This window comes from Stappia indica, from assembly GCF_001696535.1.
In the GTDB taxonomy this organism is placed as follows: domain Bacteria; phylum Pseudomonadota; class Alphaproteobacteria; order Rhizobiales; family Stappiaceae; genus Stappia; species Stappia indica.
In genome coordinates, this window is the sequence record NZ_MBQE01000004.1 from 115,802 (window position 1) to 136,745 (window position 20,944).

At 70.0% G+C, this 20,944-nt stretch carries 2 protein-coding genes (1 of these 2 only partly in view); both read left to right on the forward strand.

The features are described 5' to 3' along the window. Window positions 1-504: the final stretch of a flavin-containing monooxygenase gene (locus BBX35_RS15005; RefSeq protein ID WP_067221786.1), read on the forward strand. It extends 834 nt beyond the left edge of the window; 504 of the gene's 1,338 nt are visible here — the last part of the coding sequence; the start codon falls outside the window, past its left edge; its stop codon occupies window positions 502-504. After that, entirely contained in the window at window positions 501-20,786 is a 20,286-nt protein-coding gene (locus BBX35_RS23240; protein WP_067221787.1) for a non-ribosomal peptide synthetase, read from the forward strand. The genes BBX35_RS15005 and BBX35_RS23240 overlap by 4 nt, the downstream gene beginning before the upstream one ends. The last annotated feature ends 158 nt before the right edge of the window (window positions 20,787-20,944 follow it).

Below are 20,944 nucleotides of genomic sequence, written 5' to 3' on the forward strand. Positions count from 1 at the left end.
GACATCGTGCCGAAGGGCGACATCGCCTCGCTCGACGGCAACACGGTTGCCTTTGCCGATGGCAGCTCGGGCGAGTTCGACACGATCCTTTTCGCCACCGGCTACAGCCGCGATTTTCCCTTCCTCGACCGCGACCTGCTGGAGTGGAAGGGTGAGATCCCGGACCTCTTCCTGCATTCCACCCCGCGCAACCATGACACCCTGCTGTTCATGGGCTTCATCAATGCTGCGGGCGGTCTCGGCGACGGACTGAAGACGCAAGGGCTCTTCGCGCGCAACTATGCCCGGGCCCTCTTCGCGCGCAGCGCCGGGCTCCAGCGCTTCCTGGCGGCGAAGAAGACCGACCGGCCGGATCTCGGGCAGGGCTATTTCATCGACAGCTACCGTCACCAGTGGGAGGCGGATCTGTGGAAGCTGCTGTCCCACATGCGCCGCTATCGCGACATGCTGGCGGAAGGGGATCCGGCAACGGGTCATGAGCTGACGGAGATGCCAGCCCGATGACCGACGACCGGCGGCCCGAGGACCTGAAGGCGCGCATGGCGCGGCAGCTCGAACAGGAGCTGGTCGAGCGCGCCCGTGCGCGCGCCGCCTCGCGCCGGCCGGAGCCTGAGGGGGCGAGCGCGCCGTCCGCGCCGGCACCGCTGTCCGCCCGGCTTGCCGAAGACGTGCACCGGCTGGCCTCCGAGGCCTTGCGCATCCCGCAGGACAAGCTCGATCCGACGGAAAACCTCGCCAATCTCGGCATCGACTCCATCGCGATCACCGAGGTGATGGCGCGCATCTCCCGCCATTTCGCGATCACCGTCGCGCCGACGACCTTCTTCGAGGCAAAGCATCTCGACGATCTGGCGGCGATCCTGCTGGCCCGCTACGGCAAGGCGGTGGAAGCCTCCTATGCCGCCCGCGTGCCCGAGCCGGCGCCGTCCCAGCCGGCTTCGACGGTCGCCCCGCCGCACTCGCCTCCGACGGCCGGCACCGATGGGGGCACCGATGTGCCGGAGGCATGGCTCGCCCGCCACCGCGCCTTTGCAAAGGGGCAGGGGATCGCACGCGTCGGCGAAGCGGCGCGGCCCGTCCAGCAGCCTCTGGCGACCGCGACCGAGGAGCATGTGCCCATCGCGGTGATCTCGATGGAGGGGCGCTTTCCGCAAAGCCCGGATCTCGAGACCTTCGCCGTGCATCTGGCGGCCGGGGATGACTGCATTGAGGAAGTGCCGGCGGACCGCTGGGACTGGCGGGCCGTCCATGGCGATCCGAAGAAGGGGCCTTTCACGGATGTGAAATACGGCGGGTTCACGCCGGGGCACGACCTGTTCGATGCTGCCTTCTTCAACATCTCGCCGCGCGAAGCCGAGCTGATGGACCCTCAGCACCGGCTGTTCATGGAATGTGTCTGGAGCCTGATCGAGAAGGCCGGCCATGCACCCGGCTCGCTTGCCGGGCGCAAGGTCGGGCTGTTCCTGGGCATCAACCTGCTCGACTACACCGACATGGTGAACCGGGCCGGCATCATGGATGCCCAGCAGCTGACCGGCCTCGGCCACGCCTTCTGCCCCAACCGTCTGTCCTTCCTGCTCGACATTCACGGACCGAGCTCGGTCGTCGACACAGCGTGCTCCAGCTCGCTCGTGGCGATCCACCGCGCGATCATGAGCATCCGCCATGAAGGCTGCGAGATGGCGATTGCCGGCGGCTCGAACCTGATGCTGTCGCCGATGCAGCACATCATGTTCTCGCAGGTCGGGATGATCACCCCCGACGGGCGCTGCAAGACCTTCTCCGCCGATGCGAACGGCTATGCCCGTGCCGATGGCGTCGGCGCGGTGCTCTTGAAGCGGCTCGACGCCGCCGAGCGCGACGGCGACCCGATCCTCGGCGTCATCCGTGCGTCCGTTGAACATCACGGCGGCGGGGCGACATCGCTGACCGCGCCGAACCCGAAGGCCCAGGCGCGTCTGGTGGCGGAGGCGCATCGCCTTGCCGGCATCGATCCGCGCAGCATCAGCCTGATCGAGTGCCACGGGACCGGCACGCCGCTCGGCGATCCGGTCGAGGTGGAGGGGCTGAAGACCGCCTTCGCCGAGCTTTATCGCGAGCAGGGCTTGCCTGCGCCTGATGTCCCGCATATCGGCCTCGGCTCGGTCAAGTCGAACATTGGACACGCGGAAACCGCGGCCGGCGTTGCAGGGTTGATCAAGGTGCTGCTGGCCATGCGGGCCGGTACGCTGTTCCGCACGCTCCATTGCGAGGAGCCGAACCCGCTGCTGGAGCTGGAGGGCAGTCCCTTCTATCTGCTGCGGGCCGCGCGACACTGGGATCGTCCGGTCGTCGACGGGATCGAGCAGCCGCGCCGCGCCGGGCTCAGCTCCTTCGGCGCGGGCGGAGCGAATGTCCACATGGTGATCGAGGAATATCGCGGGCCGCAGCCTGTGCCGGCACCCGTCTCGTCTCCAATGATCGTGCCGCTGTCGGCCCGCACGCCGGACGCGCTGGCAGATGTACTCCGTCGCCTGCGGCCGCATGTGGCCGGCTCGGATCTCGGCGATCTTGCCTGGACGTTGCAGGTCGGGCGCGACGCGATGCGTGAGCGGATCGCCTTCGTCGCCCGCGATGCCGAGGATCTCCTGCGCCAGATGGATGCCGTGCTGGCGGGTGCGGATGGCGACGCGCTTCGCGGCACGGTTCCGCGCGGCCGGCGCGCCGACACAGCATTGCTCGATCCCATCGGCCGAGACCCGCCCGATGTTGCGCGTGCCTGGGTCGGCGGCGCCGACGTCGACTGGCCTCGGCTGCACGCAGGCACGGTGCGTCGGCGCCTCGCGCTCCCGTCCTATCCGTTCCAGCGCAAGCGCTACTGGTTGCCGCTGCAAGCCGCTCCGGCGGCGCCTGCATCCGGTCTTTCACCGAGCCAGGTTGATGCCGGCACGTTCGAGATCGACCTGACGGGGCGCGAGTTCTTCCTCGCCGACCACCGGATCGGCGGGCGGACGGTGCTGCCCGGTGTCGCCTATCTGGAACTGGTGCGGGCAGCGACCGCGAAGGCGAGGATCGGACAGCCGCTCTTGCGCCAGGTCGTCTGGATGAGCCCGCTTGCCGTGGAAAGCCCGGTTCGCGTGCGGGTCGTCTTCACGCAGGCCGCCGATGGTGCGCGCCGCGCCGAGGTGCTGAGCGTTGCGGCCGGCGAGGAGCCGCGCCTGCATGCGCAGATGCTGGTAGCGGACGCCGTCGCAACGGCCCCTGCGGCGGTTGATCTGGCGGCCTTGAAGCTGGCGCATCCGCGCGCGATCCCGGCGGACGGGGTCTATTCCGCGTTCGATGACATGGGCCTCGTCTATGGGCCAGGCCACAGGGCGATCGCCTCTCTTGCCCTTGGACCCGGCGCGGATGGCGAACGCTCGGTGCTTGCCCGCCTTCGCCTACCGGAGGCGATAGCCGCGACGGCCAAAGCCTATGCTCTGCATCCCAGCCTGATGGATGGGGCGTTCCAGGCGGCCATCGGCCTTGTCCTTGAGGAGGACGGGACCGCGCCGAAAGGGGCTGCGCTCCCCTTCGCCATTGAGGCCGTCGAGATCTTCGGGCCGCTGGAAACGGATCTTTGGGTACATATCCAGCCGCGCCCCGCGTCCGGCGGCGATCCCCGCACGCGGCGCATGGACCTCCTGTTGCTGGACGATGCCGGAAACGCACGCGTGGCCCTGCGCGGTTTCGCGACCCGCAGCTATGTCGAGGCGCCGCCTCAGGACACGCCGTGCTTCGTGCCGGTGTGGCGTCCGGTGGAGGGGCAGGGTGCAGCGGATCGGCCCGGCCGGCACCTCGTGCTCGTCGCACCGGATGCCGTCAAACGCGATGGCCTTGCGCCGCATCTTGCCGGTGCCGAAGTGATCGAGCTTGCGGGCGATCCCGCTGGGGATCCTGCGGCGCGGTTCGAGGCAGCGGCGCTGCAGCTTCTCGATGTGCTGAAGGCGCAGTCCGGACGCGCGCTGGTGCAGGTGGTTGTACCAGGCGGGGAGGGGCGGCAGGCGCTCTCCGGCCTCGTCGGTCTGCTGCGCAGCGCCGCGCGCGAGCAGGCCGGGCTGGCTGGCCAGCTGATTGCGCTGGAGCCGGGTCTCGATGCGGCGTCGGTCGCCGCGCACCTCCTGCAGGCGGCCTGCCATCTTCCGCTCGACCGCTTCCGCCTTGGGCCGGGTGGCCTTGAGGCTGAAACCTGGGAAGAGCTTGGCGAGGAGACGCGCAGCTCGCGCGGCGAGGGGGCGCTGCCGCTTCGCGATGGCGGCGTCTATCTGATAACCGGTGGAACCGGCGGTCTCGGCCGGCATCTGGCGCGGGCGATCCTGGCCTCGGCTCCGGGTGCGAAGGTGGTGCTTGCCGGTCGCCGCGCCGCCGCGGCGCTTGGCGGGGACGGGCTGTCCTATGCGGTGGCGGACCTGTCCGACGCACAGTCGGCGCAGGTACTGGTCGACGGCATCCGCGCGCGGCACGGCCGCCTCGACGGCGTGTTCCATGCTGCCGGAGTGCTGCGCGACGAGGCGCTGCACAGGAAGACGGCGAGGCAGTTGCGGGAGGTCTTCGCGCCGAAGGTGCGAGGCCTCGTCAATCTCGACCGCGCCCTGGGCACGGCTCCTCTCGACTTCCTGGTTCTCTTCTCGTCGATCTCCGGCGTCTGGGGCAATCCCGGCCAGGCCGACTATGGCGCGGCAAACGGCTTCCTCGACGGTTTTGCCGAGGATCGCGAGGCACGGCGCCGGCGCGGCGCGTGTCAGGGCCGCACGCTGTCCATCGCCTGGCCGTTGTGGCGGGACGGGGGCATGGGCATGGATGCCGCCACCGGGGCCCTGATGCGCCGGACCACCGGTCTCGTGCCGCTGGAAACCGCCGCCGGCGTCAACGTGCTGGCGGCCCTGCTGGCCGACGAGATCGCGCCGGGCGCCGCCCGCGTGCTGGTCACGGCAGGCGAACGCGAGCGCATCCGCGATCTCGTTGCCCGCATCGCTTCTCGCCCGCCGGCAAGGGTTGAGAACGCACCAAAGCATGCCGGCACCCCAAGGATCGACACGGGCGATCTGCGGCAGCGGGTCCTGCGTGCGGTCTCCGAGGAGGCCGGTGCGATCCTCAAGGTCGCGCTCGACGATCTCGACCCGGATGTGGAGCTGACCGAATACGGCTTCGATTCCATCAGCTTCACCCAGTTCGCCAATCGGCTGAACGACCGCTTCGGCCTCGATCTGACGCCGACCCTGTTCTTCGAGCATCCCGTGCTGGAGACGCTCGCGGAGCATCTGGCGGATCGTCATCCCGAGGCGATGGTCGCCGTTCTGGGCGGTGCACCGGCGCCGCAAGCCGAGGGGCCTGTTGTCCCAACGGTTCCCGCGCCTGTGCCTGCGACCATCTCTCGTCCTTCTGTTGCTCCGGATGCGGCCTCCGGCGCCATTGCCATCATCGGCATGAGCGGCATCTTCCCCGGCGCCCCGGATGTCGCCTCCTTCTGGCAGAACCTCGTCGAGGGTCGCGATAGCATTTCCGAGGTGCCGGCCGAGCGCTGGGACTGGCGCGACTGGTGGGGCGATCCTCAGCGAGAGCCCGGCCGCACCAATGTGAAATGGGGCGGCTTTATCGGCGAGCGGCTGGCGGAGTTCGACGCCGCCTTCTTCGGTATTTCCGCGCCCGAAGCCCGCATGATCGACCCGCAGCAGCGGCTGTTGCTGACCGAGGCCTGGCGGGTGATGGAGGACGCCGGTTACGCGCCCTCGCATCTTGCCGGCTCCCGCACCGGCGTCTTCCTCGGCACGGCGGACACAGGCTACAGCCGTCTGGTCGCGGCGTCCGGCAGCGGCGTCGAAGGCTACTCGATGACCGGTCTTGCGCCTTCGCTCGGGCCCAACCGGATCAGCTACTACTACGATTTCCATGGCCCCAGCGTTGCCGTGGAAACCGCCTGTTCCAGTGCGTTGGTCGCCGTCCACCGCGCGGTCGAGGCGATCCGCTCCGGCCACTGCGATGCGGCGATTGCCGGCGGCATCAACGCCCTGCTGCTGCCGGAAGCCTTTGTCGGATTCTCGCGTGCGGGCATGCTGTCGCCCGACGGGCGCTCCAAGCCGTTTTCCGATGCGGCCAACGGCTACGCGCGCGGCGAGGGCGTCGGCCTCGTGTTCCTCAAGCCGCTGGAGACGGCCGAACGCGACGGCGACGACATCATTGCCGTGATCCGCGCCTCGGCGGAAAACCACGGCGGCCATGCGGCGTCCCTGACCGCGCCCAACCCGAAAGCGCAGGCAGAGCTGCTGCGCAGCGCCTATCGCGCCGCCGGTTTCGATCCGCGCACCGTTGGCTATATCGAGGCGCACGGCACCGGCACGCCGCTCGGCGATCCGATCGAGGTCGAGGCGCTGTCCGCCGCCTTTGCCGATCTCGCGCGAGAGGCGGAAGCGCGCTTCGGCGCAGGCGCCGCGCCGTCCTGCGGGATCGGCTCGGTCAAGTCGAACATCGGCCATCTGGAGCTCGCCGCCGGCATTGCCGGGCTGATCAAGGTGCTGCTGCAGATCCGGCACGGAAAGATGGCCGCGACGCTCCATTGCGACCGGCTGAACCCCTATCTCAAGCTGGAGGGCAGCCCGTTCTTCGTCGTGCGCGAGGCGCGCGAATGGCCTCGCGCCCGCGACGCGTCGGGCCGCGAGCTGCCGCGCCGGGCGGGCGTCAGTTCCTTCGGCTTCGGCGGCAGCAACGCCCATGTCGTTCTGGAAGAGCACGTCGGCGCACAGGCCGCCCTGCCGACGGAGGCCGGCGGGCTGGCCGTCTTGGTCCTCTCCGCCCGCAGCGAGGACCAGCTGCGGACGATGGCCAGCGATCTGCGCCGCTATCTCGACGAGGCGGGAGAGGCGGTATCGCTGGCCGATGTCGCGCACACGCTGCAGGTGGCGCGCGATGCCATGGAGCACCGCCTGGCCTTCGTCGCCAGCGGACGCAGCGAAGCGCTCAAGCGGCTCGGTGCTTTCCTTGCCGGCGAGGAGGTGGGCGGGCTGCATCTCGGCCGGGTGCGGGCGAACCGTGCCGTCATTTCGGTGCTGGAAGGCGATGCCGACCTCCGGCAGGCGGCGGCCGGCCTCGTCTCGCGCGGTCGTCATGACGAGCTGCTGGCGCTTTGGGTGCGCGGTCTCGATGTGGACTGGAGGCAGCTTCCCGGCAGCGCGGGACGCAGGCGCGTGCGGCTTCCGGGCTATCCCTTCGCCCGCACGCGTCACTGGGTGCGCGGCGGCGAAGCCGCGCCGGCAAGGTCCGCAAGCCTGGTCCTCGATGGGAGCGAGAGCTTTCTGCGCGATCATCTTGTCGGCGGCCGCAAGGTGCTGCCGGGTGTCGTTCAGTTCGAACTTGTGCGGGCCGAGCTGGAGCGGCGCGGGTTTGCGGGCCTGCCGCTGGAATTCACCGGGCATGTCTGGTCGCGTCCGGTCGCCGTCGACGGGGCGCCCGTGCGGCTAGAGGTCGAGTTGGGCGAGGCCGGCGACAGCTACCGTATCCTGACCTTTGGCCGTGAGGGCCGGCAGGTGCATGGCGAGGGCCGCGTTCGCGCCGCGCCGGACGCCGCGCTGCCGCCGGTCGATCTCGACGCCCTGCGCAGGGGCGTGCCTGGAACGGTCGATCCGTCCGGGCTCTATGCGCGGTTCGCGGCGCTGGGTCTTGGTTACGGGCCCGCCCACCGGCCGATCACCAGCCTTGCAACCGGCAATGGCTACGTGCTTGCGCGGCTCGAGCTTCCGGCAGCTGCGACGGACGGCATGGCCTTGCATCCTTCGATGCTGGACGGCGCGCTGCAATCGCTACTGTCGCTGCCCGCGGACGACGAGGCCGCGCTCGCCGTTCCCTACGCTCTGCGCCGTCTTGTCGTGATCGGTCCGACGGAGCCTGTGATGTGGGCGGTCGGCGAACGGGACGGGGCGACGCATACCGTGCGCCTGTGCGACCAGGCAGGCCGTGTTCTTGCGCTTTTCGAGGGATTTTCCGCCCGCACGGTCAGTCCGCCGCCGGCTGGTCGGTCGTCGGTGGAGGAGGCGCCTTCCGTGCGGCCGGCCGAGGTATCTGCGGCGGTTCTAGACCGCGTGACCGCAATCGCCGCGCGCGTTCTGGAGGTCGAACCGTCCGCCCTCGACACGGAGATGGAACTCGGCGAATTCGGTTTCGATTCCATCACGATGACCGGCTTTGCCGCCGCCATCAACGACGAGCTCGACCTCTCGCTGACACCGGCGGATTTCTTTGAGTTCGCAACGCTGGCGCGCCTCGCGCGGCATGTCGCGGGTCTGGTCAGTCCCGAACTCGTCGCTGCGCCGACGCTTGCAGACCCGCAGCCCGCTGTTGCGGATCCGCCGCCCGTGGTCGACGCGCCGCGTCCTGCCTCAGACGACGCCTTTGCCGCAGACGACCCGGTCGTCATCGTTGGCCTGAGCTGCACCTTCCCGATGGCGCGCAACGCTGATGCCTTCTGGCATAACCTCGTTGAGGGTCGCGACTGTATCACCCGCATTCCGCCCGACCGCTGGGACTGGCGCGCCATCGACGGCGACCCCAGGGAGGAACCGGGCCGCACCAACATCCATTGGGGCGGCTTCATCGACGGCGTGTTCGAGTTCGACCCGCTGTTCTTCGGCATCTCGCCGCGCGAAGCCCGGCTCATGGATCCGCAGCAGCGGCTGATGATGATGCATGCCTGGAACGCCATCGAGGATGCCGGCCACGCGCCGGGCGATCTCGCCGGGCGCAAGGTCGGCATCTTCGTCGGCACTTCCACCAGCGGTTATCGCGATCTGGTGGCGGGCGACACGGGTGGAGACGGCTACGTGGCGACAGGCGCGGTGGCGTCCGTCGGGCCCAACCGCATCAGCTATTTCCTCGATCTGCACGGGCCGAGCGAGCCGGTCGAGACGGCCTGTTCCAGCTCGCTCGTCGCCCTGCATCGCGCAGTGCGCTCGATCCGCGACGGCGATTGCGAGATGGCGCTGGTCGGCGGGGTGAACACCATCGTCACGCCGGAAGCGCATATCAATTTCGCCAAGGCCGGCATGCTCGCGCCGGACGGGCGCTGCAAGACCTTCTCGGCGCAAGCCAACGGCTATGTGCGCGGCGAAGGCGCGGGCATGGTCCTCCTCCGTCGCCTCTCCGATGCGTTGCGCGACGGCGACCCGATCCTCGCGGTCATCCGCGGGACGGCGGTCAACCATGGCGGCCGTGCCAACTCGCTGACCGCACCGAACACGCAGGCGCAGGCCGATCTGCTCCGCGCGGCCTATCGGGACGCCGGCATCGACCCGTCGACCGTCGGCTATGTCGAGGCGCACGGCACGGGAACTGCCCTCGGCGATCCGGTGGAGATCAACGCGCTGAAGGCGGTCTTTGCCGGCGAGCGTGCGCAGGGCTCCTGCGGCATCGGCTCGGTGAAGACCAATATCGGCCATCTGGAACTTGCCGCCGGCATCGCAGGCCTCGCCAAGGTGCTGCTGCAGATGCGGCATCGCCAGCTGGTGCCGAGCCTCCACTGCGACACGCTGAATCCGTATATCGAGTTTGCCGGCTCCCCGTTCGAGGTCGTCCGGCAGGGGCGCCCCTGGACGGCTGCGCGCGATGCTGCGGGCTGCGAGCTGCCGTTGCGGGCGGGCGTCAGCAGCTTCGGCTTCGGCGGGGTCAACGCGCATGCGGTGCTGGAGGACTATTCGTCGCCGCCGCAGTCTGCCGCAGCACCTGGCCCGCAACTGATCGTTCTTTCCGCTCGCGATGCGGCGCGCCTGCGCGAGCGCGCGAGCGATCTTGTCGAGGCGCTGGAAGCCGGGTCTTTCACCGATGCCGACCTTGCCGACATCGCCTTCACGCTGCGCGTCGGGCGCACGCCGATGAAGCAGCGGCTGGCATTCGTCGCGCATTCTTTGGTGGACGCGGTGCGCATGCTGACGGCCTATCTCGGCGGCGCATCTGCCCCTGGCCTTCTGGTCGGAGACGATGCCGCGTCCGTCCGCGGCCCCGTGTCCGAGCCGGCGAGTCTTGAGGATTGGGCTGGGCGTTTCGTGACCGGCGGCGACCTTTCCGGCTTCGCGGAAGCAACCGGCCCGCGTCGCCGCATCCGTCTGCCGGGCTATCCCTTCGCCCGCGACATCTACCGTGCCGGCGGCAGCGTCGAGCGGTCCCAACCCGCAGACGCAGCGCGGGGGTCGGCGGTTGCCGAGAAGATCGACGGTCCTTTCGTCCGCCGCCTCGAGGCCTCGGCCTTCTACCTGCACGATCATCGCTTCCGCGACATGCCGATCCTGCCGGCTGCAATGGGGCTTGAGCTTGCGCGCAGCGCTTTCGTCGCCGCCGGCGGGCATGATTCCGTGCGCTTGGAGAATGTGACATGGCGCCGGCCGCTGGAGCTCGCCTCCGGCTCGGTCGAGGTGCGGCTGCCGCTGGAAGATGGCGAGGCCGGCGCAAGGGGCTTCCGCCTGCTTTCGGGCACCGGGACCGAGCACATGCGCGGCAGCGTCGTGGCTCTGCCGACCGGCTCGACCCCGGCGCGTCTCGACATTGCGGCGCGGCGCGGAAATTGCCCGGCCGTGCTCGACCGCGACTGGCTCTATGCGAGCTATGCCGCGCTCGGCCTGTCCTATGGTCCGGCCTTCCGCTGTGTGGTCGAGATGCAGGCCGGCGACGGCGAGGCTCTGGCCCGCCTGCGGCTGCCGGAGGCGGCGCGCGGCGAGACGTTCCATCTCCACCCGTCGATGCTCGATGCTGCCTTCCATTCCGCACTCGGTCTCTTCCACCGAGAGCCCGGAGGGACGGCGGCGCTGCCCTTCGCGCTGGACCGGATCGACGTCTTCGGCCCGACGGACGAGGAGATGTGGGCGCATCTGCGCGAGCAGCCGGCCGCCGATGGTCTGCGCCGCATCGACATCGATCTCGCCGACAGCGCAGGCACCGTCCGCGTCGCGATCCGCGGTTTCACCCTGCGTCTGGTGAGGGGAGCGCCGTCGCCGGAGGAGATCCGCTCGCCGGCGAAACCGGACACCTCCGCCGCACTGGTCACGGCTGCCGAGCGTTACCTTGCGGAGGTCGTCGCGCGCGAGACCGAGGTTCCGCTTGCCGAGATCGACCCGCAGGCCGCTCTTGAGACCTACGGCATCGACTCCCTGCTGATCACCCGGCTGACCAACGAACTCGGCAAGGTGTTCGGCCCGCTCTCCAGCACGCTGTTCTTCGAGCACCAGACGATCGCCTCGCTGGCCGGCCATTTCGCCTCCGCCCATGCGGAAAAGTTCTCGGAGATCGTGGGTGCCGCGCCGGTCGACACGGCCCCGGCGACCGTTGCTCTGGCTGCGGCGCCCGTTCGCGAGCGTACGAGCGGCGCAAGGGACGAGCCCATCGCCATCATCGGCCTTGCCGGTCGCTACCCCGGCGCGCGCGATGTCGAGGCGTTCTGGGAGAACCTCGCCGCGGGGCGCGACTGCATCACCGAGATCCCGGCTGAGCGCTGGGACCACGCAAGGTTCCATGATCCGGAGGGGCGGGGCGGGCTGCCGCGCGGCAAGTGGGGCGGGTTCGTCGACGATTACGACCGCTTCGATCCGCTGTTCTTCAACATCGCGCCGCGCGAGGCGCCCTATCTCGATCCGCAGGAGCGGCTCTTCCTGCAATGCGCCTGGGAAACGCTGGAGGATGCCGGTTACACCCGCGAGACCGTGGCGCCGGCAACTGACGGCATGGCGGGCGGCGATGTCGGCGTCTTCGTCGGCGTCATGTACGAGGAATATCAGCTCTACGGTGCCGCAAGCACTGCCGCCGGCCGGCCGCTCGCCCTGTCCGGCAGCGCGGCCTCTATCGCCAATCGGGTCTCCTATTTCTGCGATTTCCACGGCCCCAGCATGGCCGTCGACAGCATGTGTTCCTCCTCGCTGACGGCGATCCACCTTGCCTGCGAGGCCCTGCGCGCCGGCGATTGCAGCATTGCCCTTGCCGGCGGCGTCAACCTGACCCTGCATCCCAACAAGTATCTGGCGCTGGCGCAGGGGCGCTTCCTGTCGAGCAGCGGGCGCTGCGAGAGCTTCGGCGAGGGCGGCGACGGCTATGTACCGAGCGAGGGCGTCGGCGCGGTGCTGCTGAAGCCGCTGTCGCGCGCCGTTGCCGACGGCGACCGTATCCATGGCGTCATTCGCGCCTCGGCGCTGAATCACGGCGGCAAGACCAACGGCTACACCGTGCCGAACCCGTTGGCGCAGGCGGCGGTCATCGGCCGCGCCATGCAGCGCGCGGGCGTGCGCGCCGAGGACATCGGCTATGTCGAAGCGCACGGCACCGGCACCAGCCTCGGCGACCCCATCGAGATCGCCGCCCTGTCCCGCGCCTATCGCCGGGAGACAAGGGCTTGCGGCTTCTGCGCCATCGGCTCGGTCAAGTCCAACATCGGCCATGGCGAGAGCGCGGCCGGCATCGCCGGCCTGACCAAGGTCCTGCTGCAGTTCCGCCATGGCCGGCTGGCGCCTTCGCTGCATTCGGCAACGCTCAACCGCGAGATCGATTTCGCCGCCTCGCCTTTCCGCGTCCAGCAACGCCTGGAAGACTGGTCGCGGCGGCGGGACGGGCAGGGCAATGAGCTGCCGCATCTTGCAGCGCTCTCCTCGTTCGGCGCAGGCGGGTCGAACGCCCATCTGATCATCGAGGACTACCCGGCGCCCGCTCGCCGGGAGGTCGCTCCCGCCCGTTCGGTCTATCCGTTCTCCGCCCGCGAAGCGGGGCAGTTGCAGCAGGTGCTGGAGCGGTTCCGCGCGTGCCTCGACGTCCTGCCCGAGGCGGACTTTCCCGCTGCTGCCGCGACCCTTCAGGAGGGGCGCGAGGCCTTCGAGGAGCGGCTTGCCATCGTCGCGGGCGACAAGGCGGAGCTGGCCCGTCTGCTGGACGCCGCGCTTCAGGGAGGCGAGGGGGGCGGTATCTGGCGCGGCCGCGCCCCGCGCAATCGCACCGAGGATACGCTGCCCGCATCGCTGGAGGCCGCTGCTGCCGCCTGGGTCGGCGGCACGCGGGTGGACTGGCGACAGCTGCGCGGCGGCGCCCGCCCTGTCCGCATCGGCCTGCCGACCTATCCCTTTGCCCGCGAGCGCTATTGGCTGCCCGAGGGTGCTGCCGTGGAGCATCGGAGGGAGGCACCAGCCCCCGCCTTGCCGTTGCTGTTCCGTCCGCACTGGCAGGAGATGGACCCGCCCGCCGCTGCCTTGGCTTCACTGGGCCGGCATGTGGTGGTGCTTTGCGGGGCGACGGACGACACGGCCTCCCGCCTGCGCTTGCAGTTGCCGCAAGCCCGGATCGTGCAGCTGGAGAGCCGCAACGCGGACGAGGGCGAGCGCGTCGCCGATCGCGCCGCGCACCTGCTTGCCCTGCTCAAGGAGGAGATGGCGAGCCGCACGGATGCCGCCACTCTGCAGCTCGTGCTGCCTGTCGAGGATACGCTCGCCGAAGGGCTCGCCGGACTGCTCCGCTGTGCGCGCCTGGAGCATCGGACCCTTGCCTGCCAGGCGATTTCGCTCGACCTCGCCCGACCCGATCTTGCCGGACTGCTGGCGCGCGAGGCCGCAGTCGCGCAGTCCGATCACGATATCCGCTACAGCCGGGGCCAGCGTCTCGTGCGGACATGGCGGGAGGTCGAGACCGCCGCCCAGGCGCTGACCGTGCCGTGGAAGCCGGACGGTGTTTATCTGGTCACCGGCGGGGCCGGCGGCGTCGGTCTGCATGTCGCAGCCGATATCGTCGCCAAGGCGCCCGGTGCCACGGTCTGGCTCACCGGCAGATCCGCGCGCCCGGCCGCGCTTGAGGAGACCCTTGCCCGCCTCGGGCAGCGTGCCGTCTACCGTCAGGCGGATGTCGTGGATAAAGCCGCGATGCGGGCGCTGGTCGCGGAGATTCGGGCAACGCACGGCCATCTGGATGGCGTCATACATGCCGCTGGCCTCACCCGCGACAGCCTGATCGTCAACAAATCCGAGGCCGATCTGCGTGCGGTTCTCGCGCCCAAGGTCGCCGGCACTCTGGCGCTCGATGCGGCGCTCGGCGACGATCCCCTCGACTTCCTGCTGCTCTTCGCCTCCGCGTCCGGTGCCCTTGGCAATCCAGGGCAGGCGGACTACGCCGCGGCCAATGCGTTCCTCGATTCCTTCGCGCAGGAGCGCAATCGCAGGGCCGCGCGCGGCGCGTGCTGCGGCCACACGCTCTCCATCGACTGGCCCTATTGGCAGGACGGAGGCATGCGCCTTCCCAAGGCGGTGGTCTCCACGATGGAGCGGCAGGCCGGCGCCGTGCCGCTCGCCACCGAAGCGGCGCTTGCAACCCTTGCGTTCGCCTTGCAGCGTTCCGGCGAAGACCAGCTTCTCGTGCTCGCTGGCGACAAGAGCCGTCTGCGTGAGCTCGTGCGGCCGTCGGGCAACGCGGCGGTTGCCTCTGCGCCGCCCTCCCGCTCAGCTGCGATGCCCGCCCGTGCGGTGGAGGGCGAGAGCGTTGCTGCAGAGGCTGCGAGCGGCGCCGTTCTCGATGCGGTGCGGGCGTGTTTCTCGCAAGTCCTGAAGATCCCCGCCGAGCGGCTGGGGGCGGACGAGACCATCGACCGTTTCGGCGTCGATTCCGTCTCGGCGCTGGACATCGTGGCAGCGCTCGAAACGCATTTCGGCTCTCTGCCGCAGACGCTTCTCTTCGAACATCCGACCATCGCGAGGCTGGCCGCGGAGCTCGAGGCGATGGGTCGGGGCACGGTCGCGACCGTCCAGGAGGCGCCGGCTCCAGCGCCGGTCCCGGCAGTCCCTGCTCCCGCGTCCAATGGCATCGCCGTGATCGCCGTTGCCGGACGCTTCCCTGGGGCTCGGACGGTGGAGGAGTTCTGGCAGGTGCTGGAAGCGGGGCGCGACTGCGTCCGCGAGGTGCCGGCCGAGCGCTGGGATGTCGAGGCGACTTGGTCGCCGCGCAAGGGCCAGCCCCTTGCCAGCCATTGCCGTTGGGGGGGCTTCATCGACGACGTCGACCGGTTCGACGCCGGCTTCTTCGGCTATAGCCCGCGCGAGGCGGCGCTCGCCGATCCGCAGGAGCGGCTGTTCCTGGAAACGGCCTGGCACCTGTTGGAGCGCGCCGGCCACACGCGCGCCTGGCTCGGCAAGCGCTACGGCAACCGCGTCGGCGTCTTCGTCGGCGCCATGTACCAGCACTACAAGGCGCTGGAAATGGATGCGGAAAGCCGGGCGCTGCTGCTGCTCTCGTCCTATTCGGCGATTGCCAACCGCACCTCGTTCTTCTTCGACCTGCAGGGGCCGAGCGTTGCCGTCGACAGCATGTGCTCGTCGGGCCTTCAGGCCGTGCATCAGGCCTGCCAAAGCCTTGCAGCCGGCGAATGCCGGCTGGCGATAGCCGGTGGCGTCAACCTGTCGCTGCTTTCGGAAAAATATGTCGGGCTCAGCCAGGCCGGGCTTGTCGGCAGCCATGCCGCCAGCCGCAGCTTTACCGGCGGCGACGGTTATCTTCCTTCCGAGGGCGTTGGCGCGGTGCTGCTGAAGCCGCTGGCCGAGGCGCTGGCCGACGGCGACACCGTGCTTGCCGTGATCCGCGCCAGCATGGCCAACCATGCCGGCCATTCCGCCGGCTATGCGGTGCCCAATGTCGATGCGCAGGCCCGTCTGCTCGCGGAAAATCTCGAGGCGGCGGGCATCGATCCGCGCTCCATCGGCTATGTCGAGGCCGCCGCCAACGGCTCATCCATCGGCGATGCCATCGAGCTGAGGGCGCTGGGCCGGGTCTTCGCAGGCGCGCAAGGCATTCCGCTCGGTTCGGTCAAGGCCAATCTCGGCCATGCGGAGGCCGCCTCCGGCATGGCCCAGCTCACCCGGGTTCTGCTGCAGTTCCAGCATCGCTGTCTTGTTCCGTCGCCCGGCCTGCCGGGCCTTGAAGCCGCCGGCTCTCCCTTCGCCGGAACGCCCTTCGTGCCGCAGCTTCAGGCAGAGCCCTGGCACCCGCGCATCGTCGATGGCGAGGCGCAGCCGCGGCGCGCAAGCGTCAGTTCCTTCGGGGCGGGCGGGTCCAATGTTCACCTGCTGCTGGAGGAAGCAACCGCCTCGGCTTCTCTCCAGCGCGGTCTTGAAGCCGCGGGCCCGTTGCGCTTTCCCGTTTCGGCGCGCACGCCGGACCAGCTCGCAGCGATGCTACGGCAACTCGCTGCCTTCGTGAGGGCTACGCCGGATGTATCGCTGGACCGCCTGTCGCGCACGCTGCGCTTCGGCCGCGAGGCGATGGCCTGCGGCGTCGAGCTGACCGCGTCCTCGGTGAACGAACTGGTCGCCGGGCTGGAATCCGCCGCCACCGATCCTTCGACGGTGCCGCTGCCGAAACGGGAAGAGGAGGGCGACCGGCGCGGCCTGCTGGTTCTGCCCGGTTATCCCTTTGCTCGCGAGCGCCACTGGATCGGCAGGCTGCCAGAAACGCCCTCTCCGGAGCCTGAAGCACGCAGCACCGCGAGCGGCAGCGCACCTCTGGAGACGCTCCGGCAGACGGTTGCAGCCATTCTGGGCGTGTCGCCCGCGCAGATTCCCACGGATCGGCCGCTTCGCGATCTCGGCGTCGATTCCATGGGCTGGATGCGGCTGGTCTACGCGGTCGAGGAGGCGCACGGGCATGCGCTGACCCATGACGATCTCGACCGGCATCCGACGCTTGCAGCGCTTGCCGCCCGCATCGCGGCAAACGAGCCGTCTGCGCTGCCGGTGGCAGCGCCCACGGTGAGGAACGGTCCCTGGCAGTCTCCGCTTGGCGAGGGACAGAAAGGGTTATGGGTCCTCCAGACGCTCTATCCCGGCCGGACGGACTACAACGTGCCGCTGGCCTTCCGCGTCAGCGGCATCGACGAGCAGGCCCTGTTCCGCGCCTGCCTTTGGCTGTGCGAGAGCTTCCCGGTTTTGACCGCACGCGTTGCGGGCGAGGGCGAAAGGCTGGAAGCCGGCGCCGCGCCGCGTCTTGCGACCCTCTCCATCCCCAAGGAAATCGAGCCGGCCGAGTTCGCCCGCCGTCGGGTGGCACGGCCGTTCGATCTCGCCAAGGACGCGCCGGTGCGCTTCGAGCTGCTGCAAGGCGGAACGCTCGGCCCCGGCGAGAGCCTGGTCCTCGTCTCCTTCCATCACATCGCCATCGACGGCGCGTCCGCTGCCGTCGCAGCCCGTCTGCTCTGGCAGGCTTACGCGGCCTTCGCCTCCGGCGGAACGTCGCCCTCTGCCGCCGCCGCCAACCGTGCCGACTATGCGGATTTCATCGCCTGGGAACGGGACGTGCTCGCCTCGACGCGCGGCGAAGAGCAACTTCGCTACTGGCGCGAGACGCTGTCCGGCGAGCTGCCGGGGCTCGATCTGCCGGCTGATCGGGACGCTCTGGCGGCGGAGACCGGTCGCCGCGATGGCGCGGTGGAGCAGCGGCTGCCTCGGGCGCTGGTCGCCCGCATGCGAGAGGTCCTGCAGGAGCGCGGCACCAGCCCCGCCGCCTTCCATCTTGCCGTGCTTTCTGCGCTCCTCTACCGCCACACCGGCCAGGAAGACCTGATCGTCGGCGTGCCGACCTTGCGCCGGCCGCAGCGGCGGTTCGAGGAAACCATCGGGTACTGCGCCAACATGATGGCGCTGCGCATTTCGGTCGACGGCGAGCTCCCGGCCGCTGCACTGCTCGACACCGCACAGCGCGCACTGGGCGAGGGGATGGCCCGCGCCGATGTGCCCTTCGCCGCTGTCGCGCAGGGTCTCGGTGGCGCGGCCGACGGGCGGGCACCCTGGCAGGTCGGCTACGCCTACCAGAACTTCCCGCAGGGCACCGGCATCGACCTGCCGCCGGAACTCGGCCGGGTGGAGCATCTGCCGCAGATCCGCCAGCCGGGCGACGCGCCCTTCGGCCTTGAGGTCTACGAGGAAGACGGGGGCCTCCTGCTGGTCGCGAGTTTCGACGGCGAACGCTTTGCCACCTCCCGGATCGAGCGCATGCTCGGTCACTACCAGACGCTCGCCAGCGCGATGCTCGACGACCTCGAAACGCCGCTCGGCGAGCTCGCCATGCTCACCCGCGCCGAGCGCGAGCGGGCGCTCTACAGCTGGAGCGCGGCAACGGAGGCTGCGCCGCCGGCAGGGCTGGTTCACGAGTGGATCGAGGCTCGCCTTCGACAGGCGCCGTCGGCCGAGGTTCTCGGCGGTCAGGGTGAAACGCTCACCGCCCGCCAGCTCCAGCGGCAGGTCGAGCGCCTGTGCCTCACCCTGACGGCCTGCGGTATCCGGCAGGGCGACTGCGTTGCGGTGCTCGCCGGGCGCGAGGCGGGCGGCATAGCCGGCCTGCTGGCCGTGCTGTCCATCGGCGCGGTCTGGGTGCCGCTCGATCCCGATCACCCGGACGAGCGGCTGTCGCTGATCCTGCGTGATGCGGGCGCCACGCTGGTGTTGGCGCCGAAGGGGCTGGCCGCCCGTGCGCGCAAGCTCGCCGCCCCCGGCGTGCGCGTCGTCCGGCTCGACCGCGACGGCTGGGACCTGCGCCCGCAGTTGGCTCGCCGCCGTCCCGTTGCCCTGCGCGCGGAAGATCCCGCCTACATCATCTACACGTCCGGCTCGACAGGTACCCCCAAGGGCGTGGCCGTGTCGCACGGCGCGCTCGCAGGTCACTGCCGGGCGGTTGTCGATCACTATGGCCTCGGCGAGCGCGACGCCGTGCTGCAATTCGCCTCGCCCGGCGTCGACACCGCGCTGGAGCAGATCCTGCCGGCTCTGGCGAGCGGCGCCCGTCTCGTCCTCGGCGGCACCGCCGTCCGTGCGCCCTCGGAATTCCTGAAGCTGCTCGAGCGTGAGCGCATCACCGTCGCCGACCTGCCGCCGGTCTATCTGCGCGAGCTGTTGCAGGCCTGGAAGGCCGCCAGCTCGGACCTGTCCGGGCTCTCCCTGCGCCTGCTGATTTGCGGCGGCGAGGCGCTGGGCCCGGATGTCGTCGCCCTGTGGGCCGACAGTGGGCTCAAGCGGGCGCGCCTGCTCAACGCCTATGGCCCGACCGAGGCGACCATCACCGCGCTTGTGCATGATGTGACGCCGGACGACCGCGGCGCTCCCGTGCCCATCGGCCGGCCGCTGGCCGGCACCCGGATCTATATTCTCGACCGTCACGGCAATCCGGTGCCCGATGGCGTCGTCGGCGAGCTGCATATCGGCGGCGCCCGCCTTGCCATCGGCTACCACGGCCGCGACGACCTCACGCACGAGCGCTTCGTCCTGCGCACCATCGATCCCGGCGAGCCGCCGGTGCGCCTCTATCGCACCGGAGACCTTGCGGCCTTCCTGCCGAACAGCGGCGGCACGGTCGCCTTCCATGGCCGCATCGACGATCAGGTCAAGATCCGCGGCTTCCGCGTCGAGCCGGGCGAGGTCGAGGCGGCCCTTGCGGCCGAGGGGCTGGGCGAGGTCGCAGTGCTGGCGGAAGCGGATGGCGAGGGCAGGGCCTTCCTTGTCGCCTTCGTGGCGGCGCCCGAGGCGGGCTTCGATGCGGCCGCCTTACGGGATCGGCTTTCCGCGCGCCTGCCGCTGCACATGTTGCCCTCGGCGATCCACCGCATCGATGCGCTCCCGGTCGGGCCCGGCGGCAAGGTCGACCGGCGGGCGCTGCGCAGGCTGGCCGAGCGGCCGACCCTGCCGCAGGACGTTGTCGCGGAGGATCACGCGCCGGACGAGGTGGAGGCCGTGCTGCTGGAGGTCTGGGCGCGGGCTTTGAACAGGAATGCCAGGGATTTGCGACGCGGCGACAGGTTCTCCGACAGCGGCGGCGACAGTCTCGCTGCCGTGCGTCTGCTCGGCGGCATCGAGCGCAGCTTCGGTGTTGCCCTGTCCGTCGCCGATCTCGGCGCGGCCGCAACGCTAGGCCAGCAGGCCGCCCTGCTGCGCCGCCGCCTGCCGGCAGATGCCTTGCCCCGCAGGGCGGACGCCGGGACACCCTCGCTGATCGTGCCGCTGCGTCTCGCGCGACGGGACGATGCCCCGGCGCTGTTCCTCGTGCATCCGGTTGCCGGCACCGTGGCGTGCTACGCCGGCCTTGCCGCGGCGCTCCCGGATGACTGGTCCGTGCACGGCATTCGCGCCTCTGGCCTCGTTGACGGGGAAAACCCGGCGGCGACCAGCCTCCCGGCCATGGCCTCGGGCTATGTCGAACAGCTGCGTGCCCTGCGTGCGAAGGGCCCGTACCGCCTTGCCGGCTGGTCGATGGGCGGTGTGCTCGCCTTCGAGATGGCACGTCAGCTGGAGGCGGCCGGCGAGCGCGTGGATGTCCTGGCGCTGCTGGACAGCTACACGTCGGCGGAGCTTGCCGAACTCGAGCCCTGGGCTTCGGGCGAGACGGCGGAGCAGGCCTGCCGGACGGCCTTCGTCCGCGATCTTCTGGGCGGGGACGCCTTGGCGTTCGCCGCGGGTGAGGACTTCGCCGACCGGCTTCTGGCGATGCCTGCCTTCGCCCGCCGGCATCCCGGCTTGAGTGCTGCGGACCTGCATCGCCTCTTCGCGGTCTTCGCGGCCAACCAGGCGGCACTCGCAGACTACACGCCGGCCCCAGTTGAAACGCCGCTGACGCTGGTTCGCACGGAGCAGGGGCTGGCGCGGTTCGGCACGGCCGGCTGGCGGGCGCTTGCCGCCGGCGGCTTCGCCCTGCACGAGACGGACGGCGACCATCACAGCTTCCTGCAACCGCCGCATCTTCAGGGGTGGGTCGGGCAGCTCTCGCAGCTGCTCGCCGGACTGGAGGCGAAAGCATGAGCCTTGCTGAAACATGCGTGTGGGCGAAGGTGCGCCCGGCCTTGCACTCGAGGGCAAGAACCGCGCTTATAGCAGGCTGGAACCGCAGTGGGCCTCGCCCTATACTGCTGCCCTGTTCACTGTAAAGACTGGCGAGTCGGCCGAATGGCACTGGACGA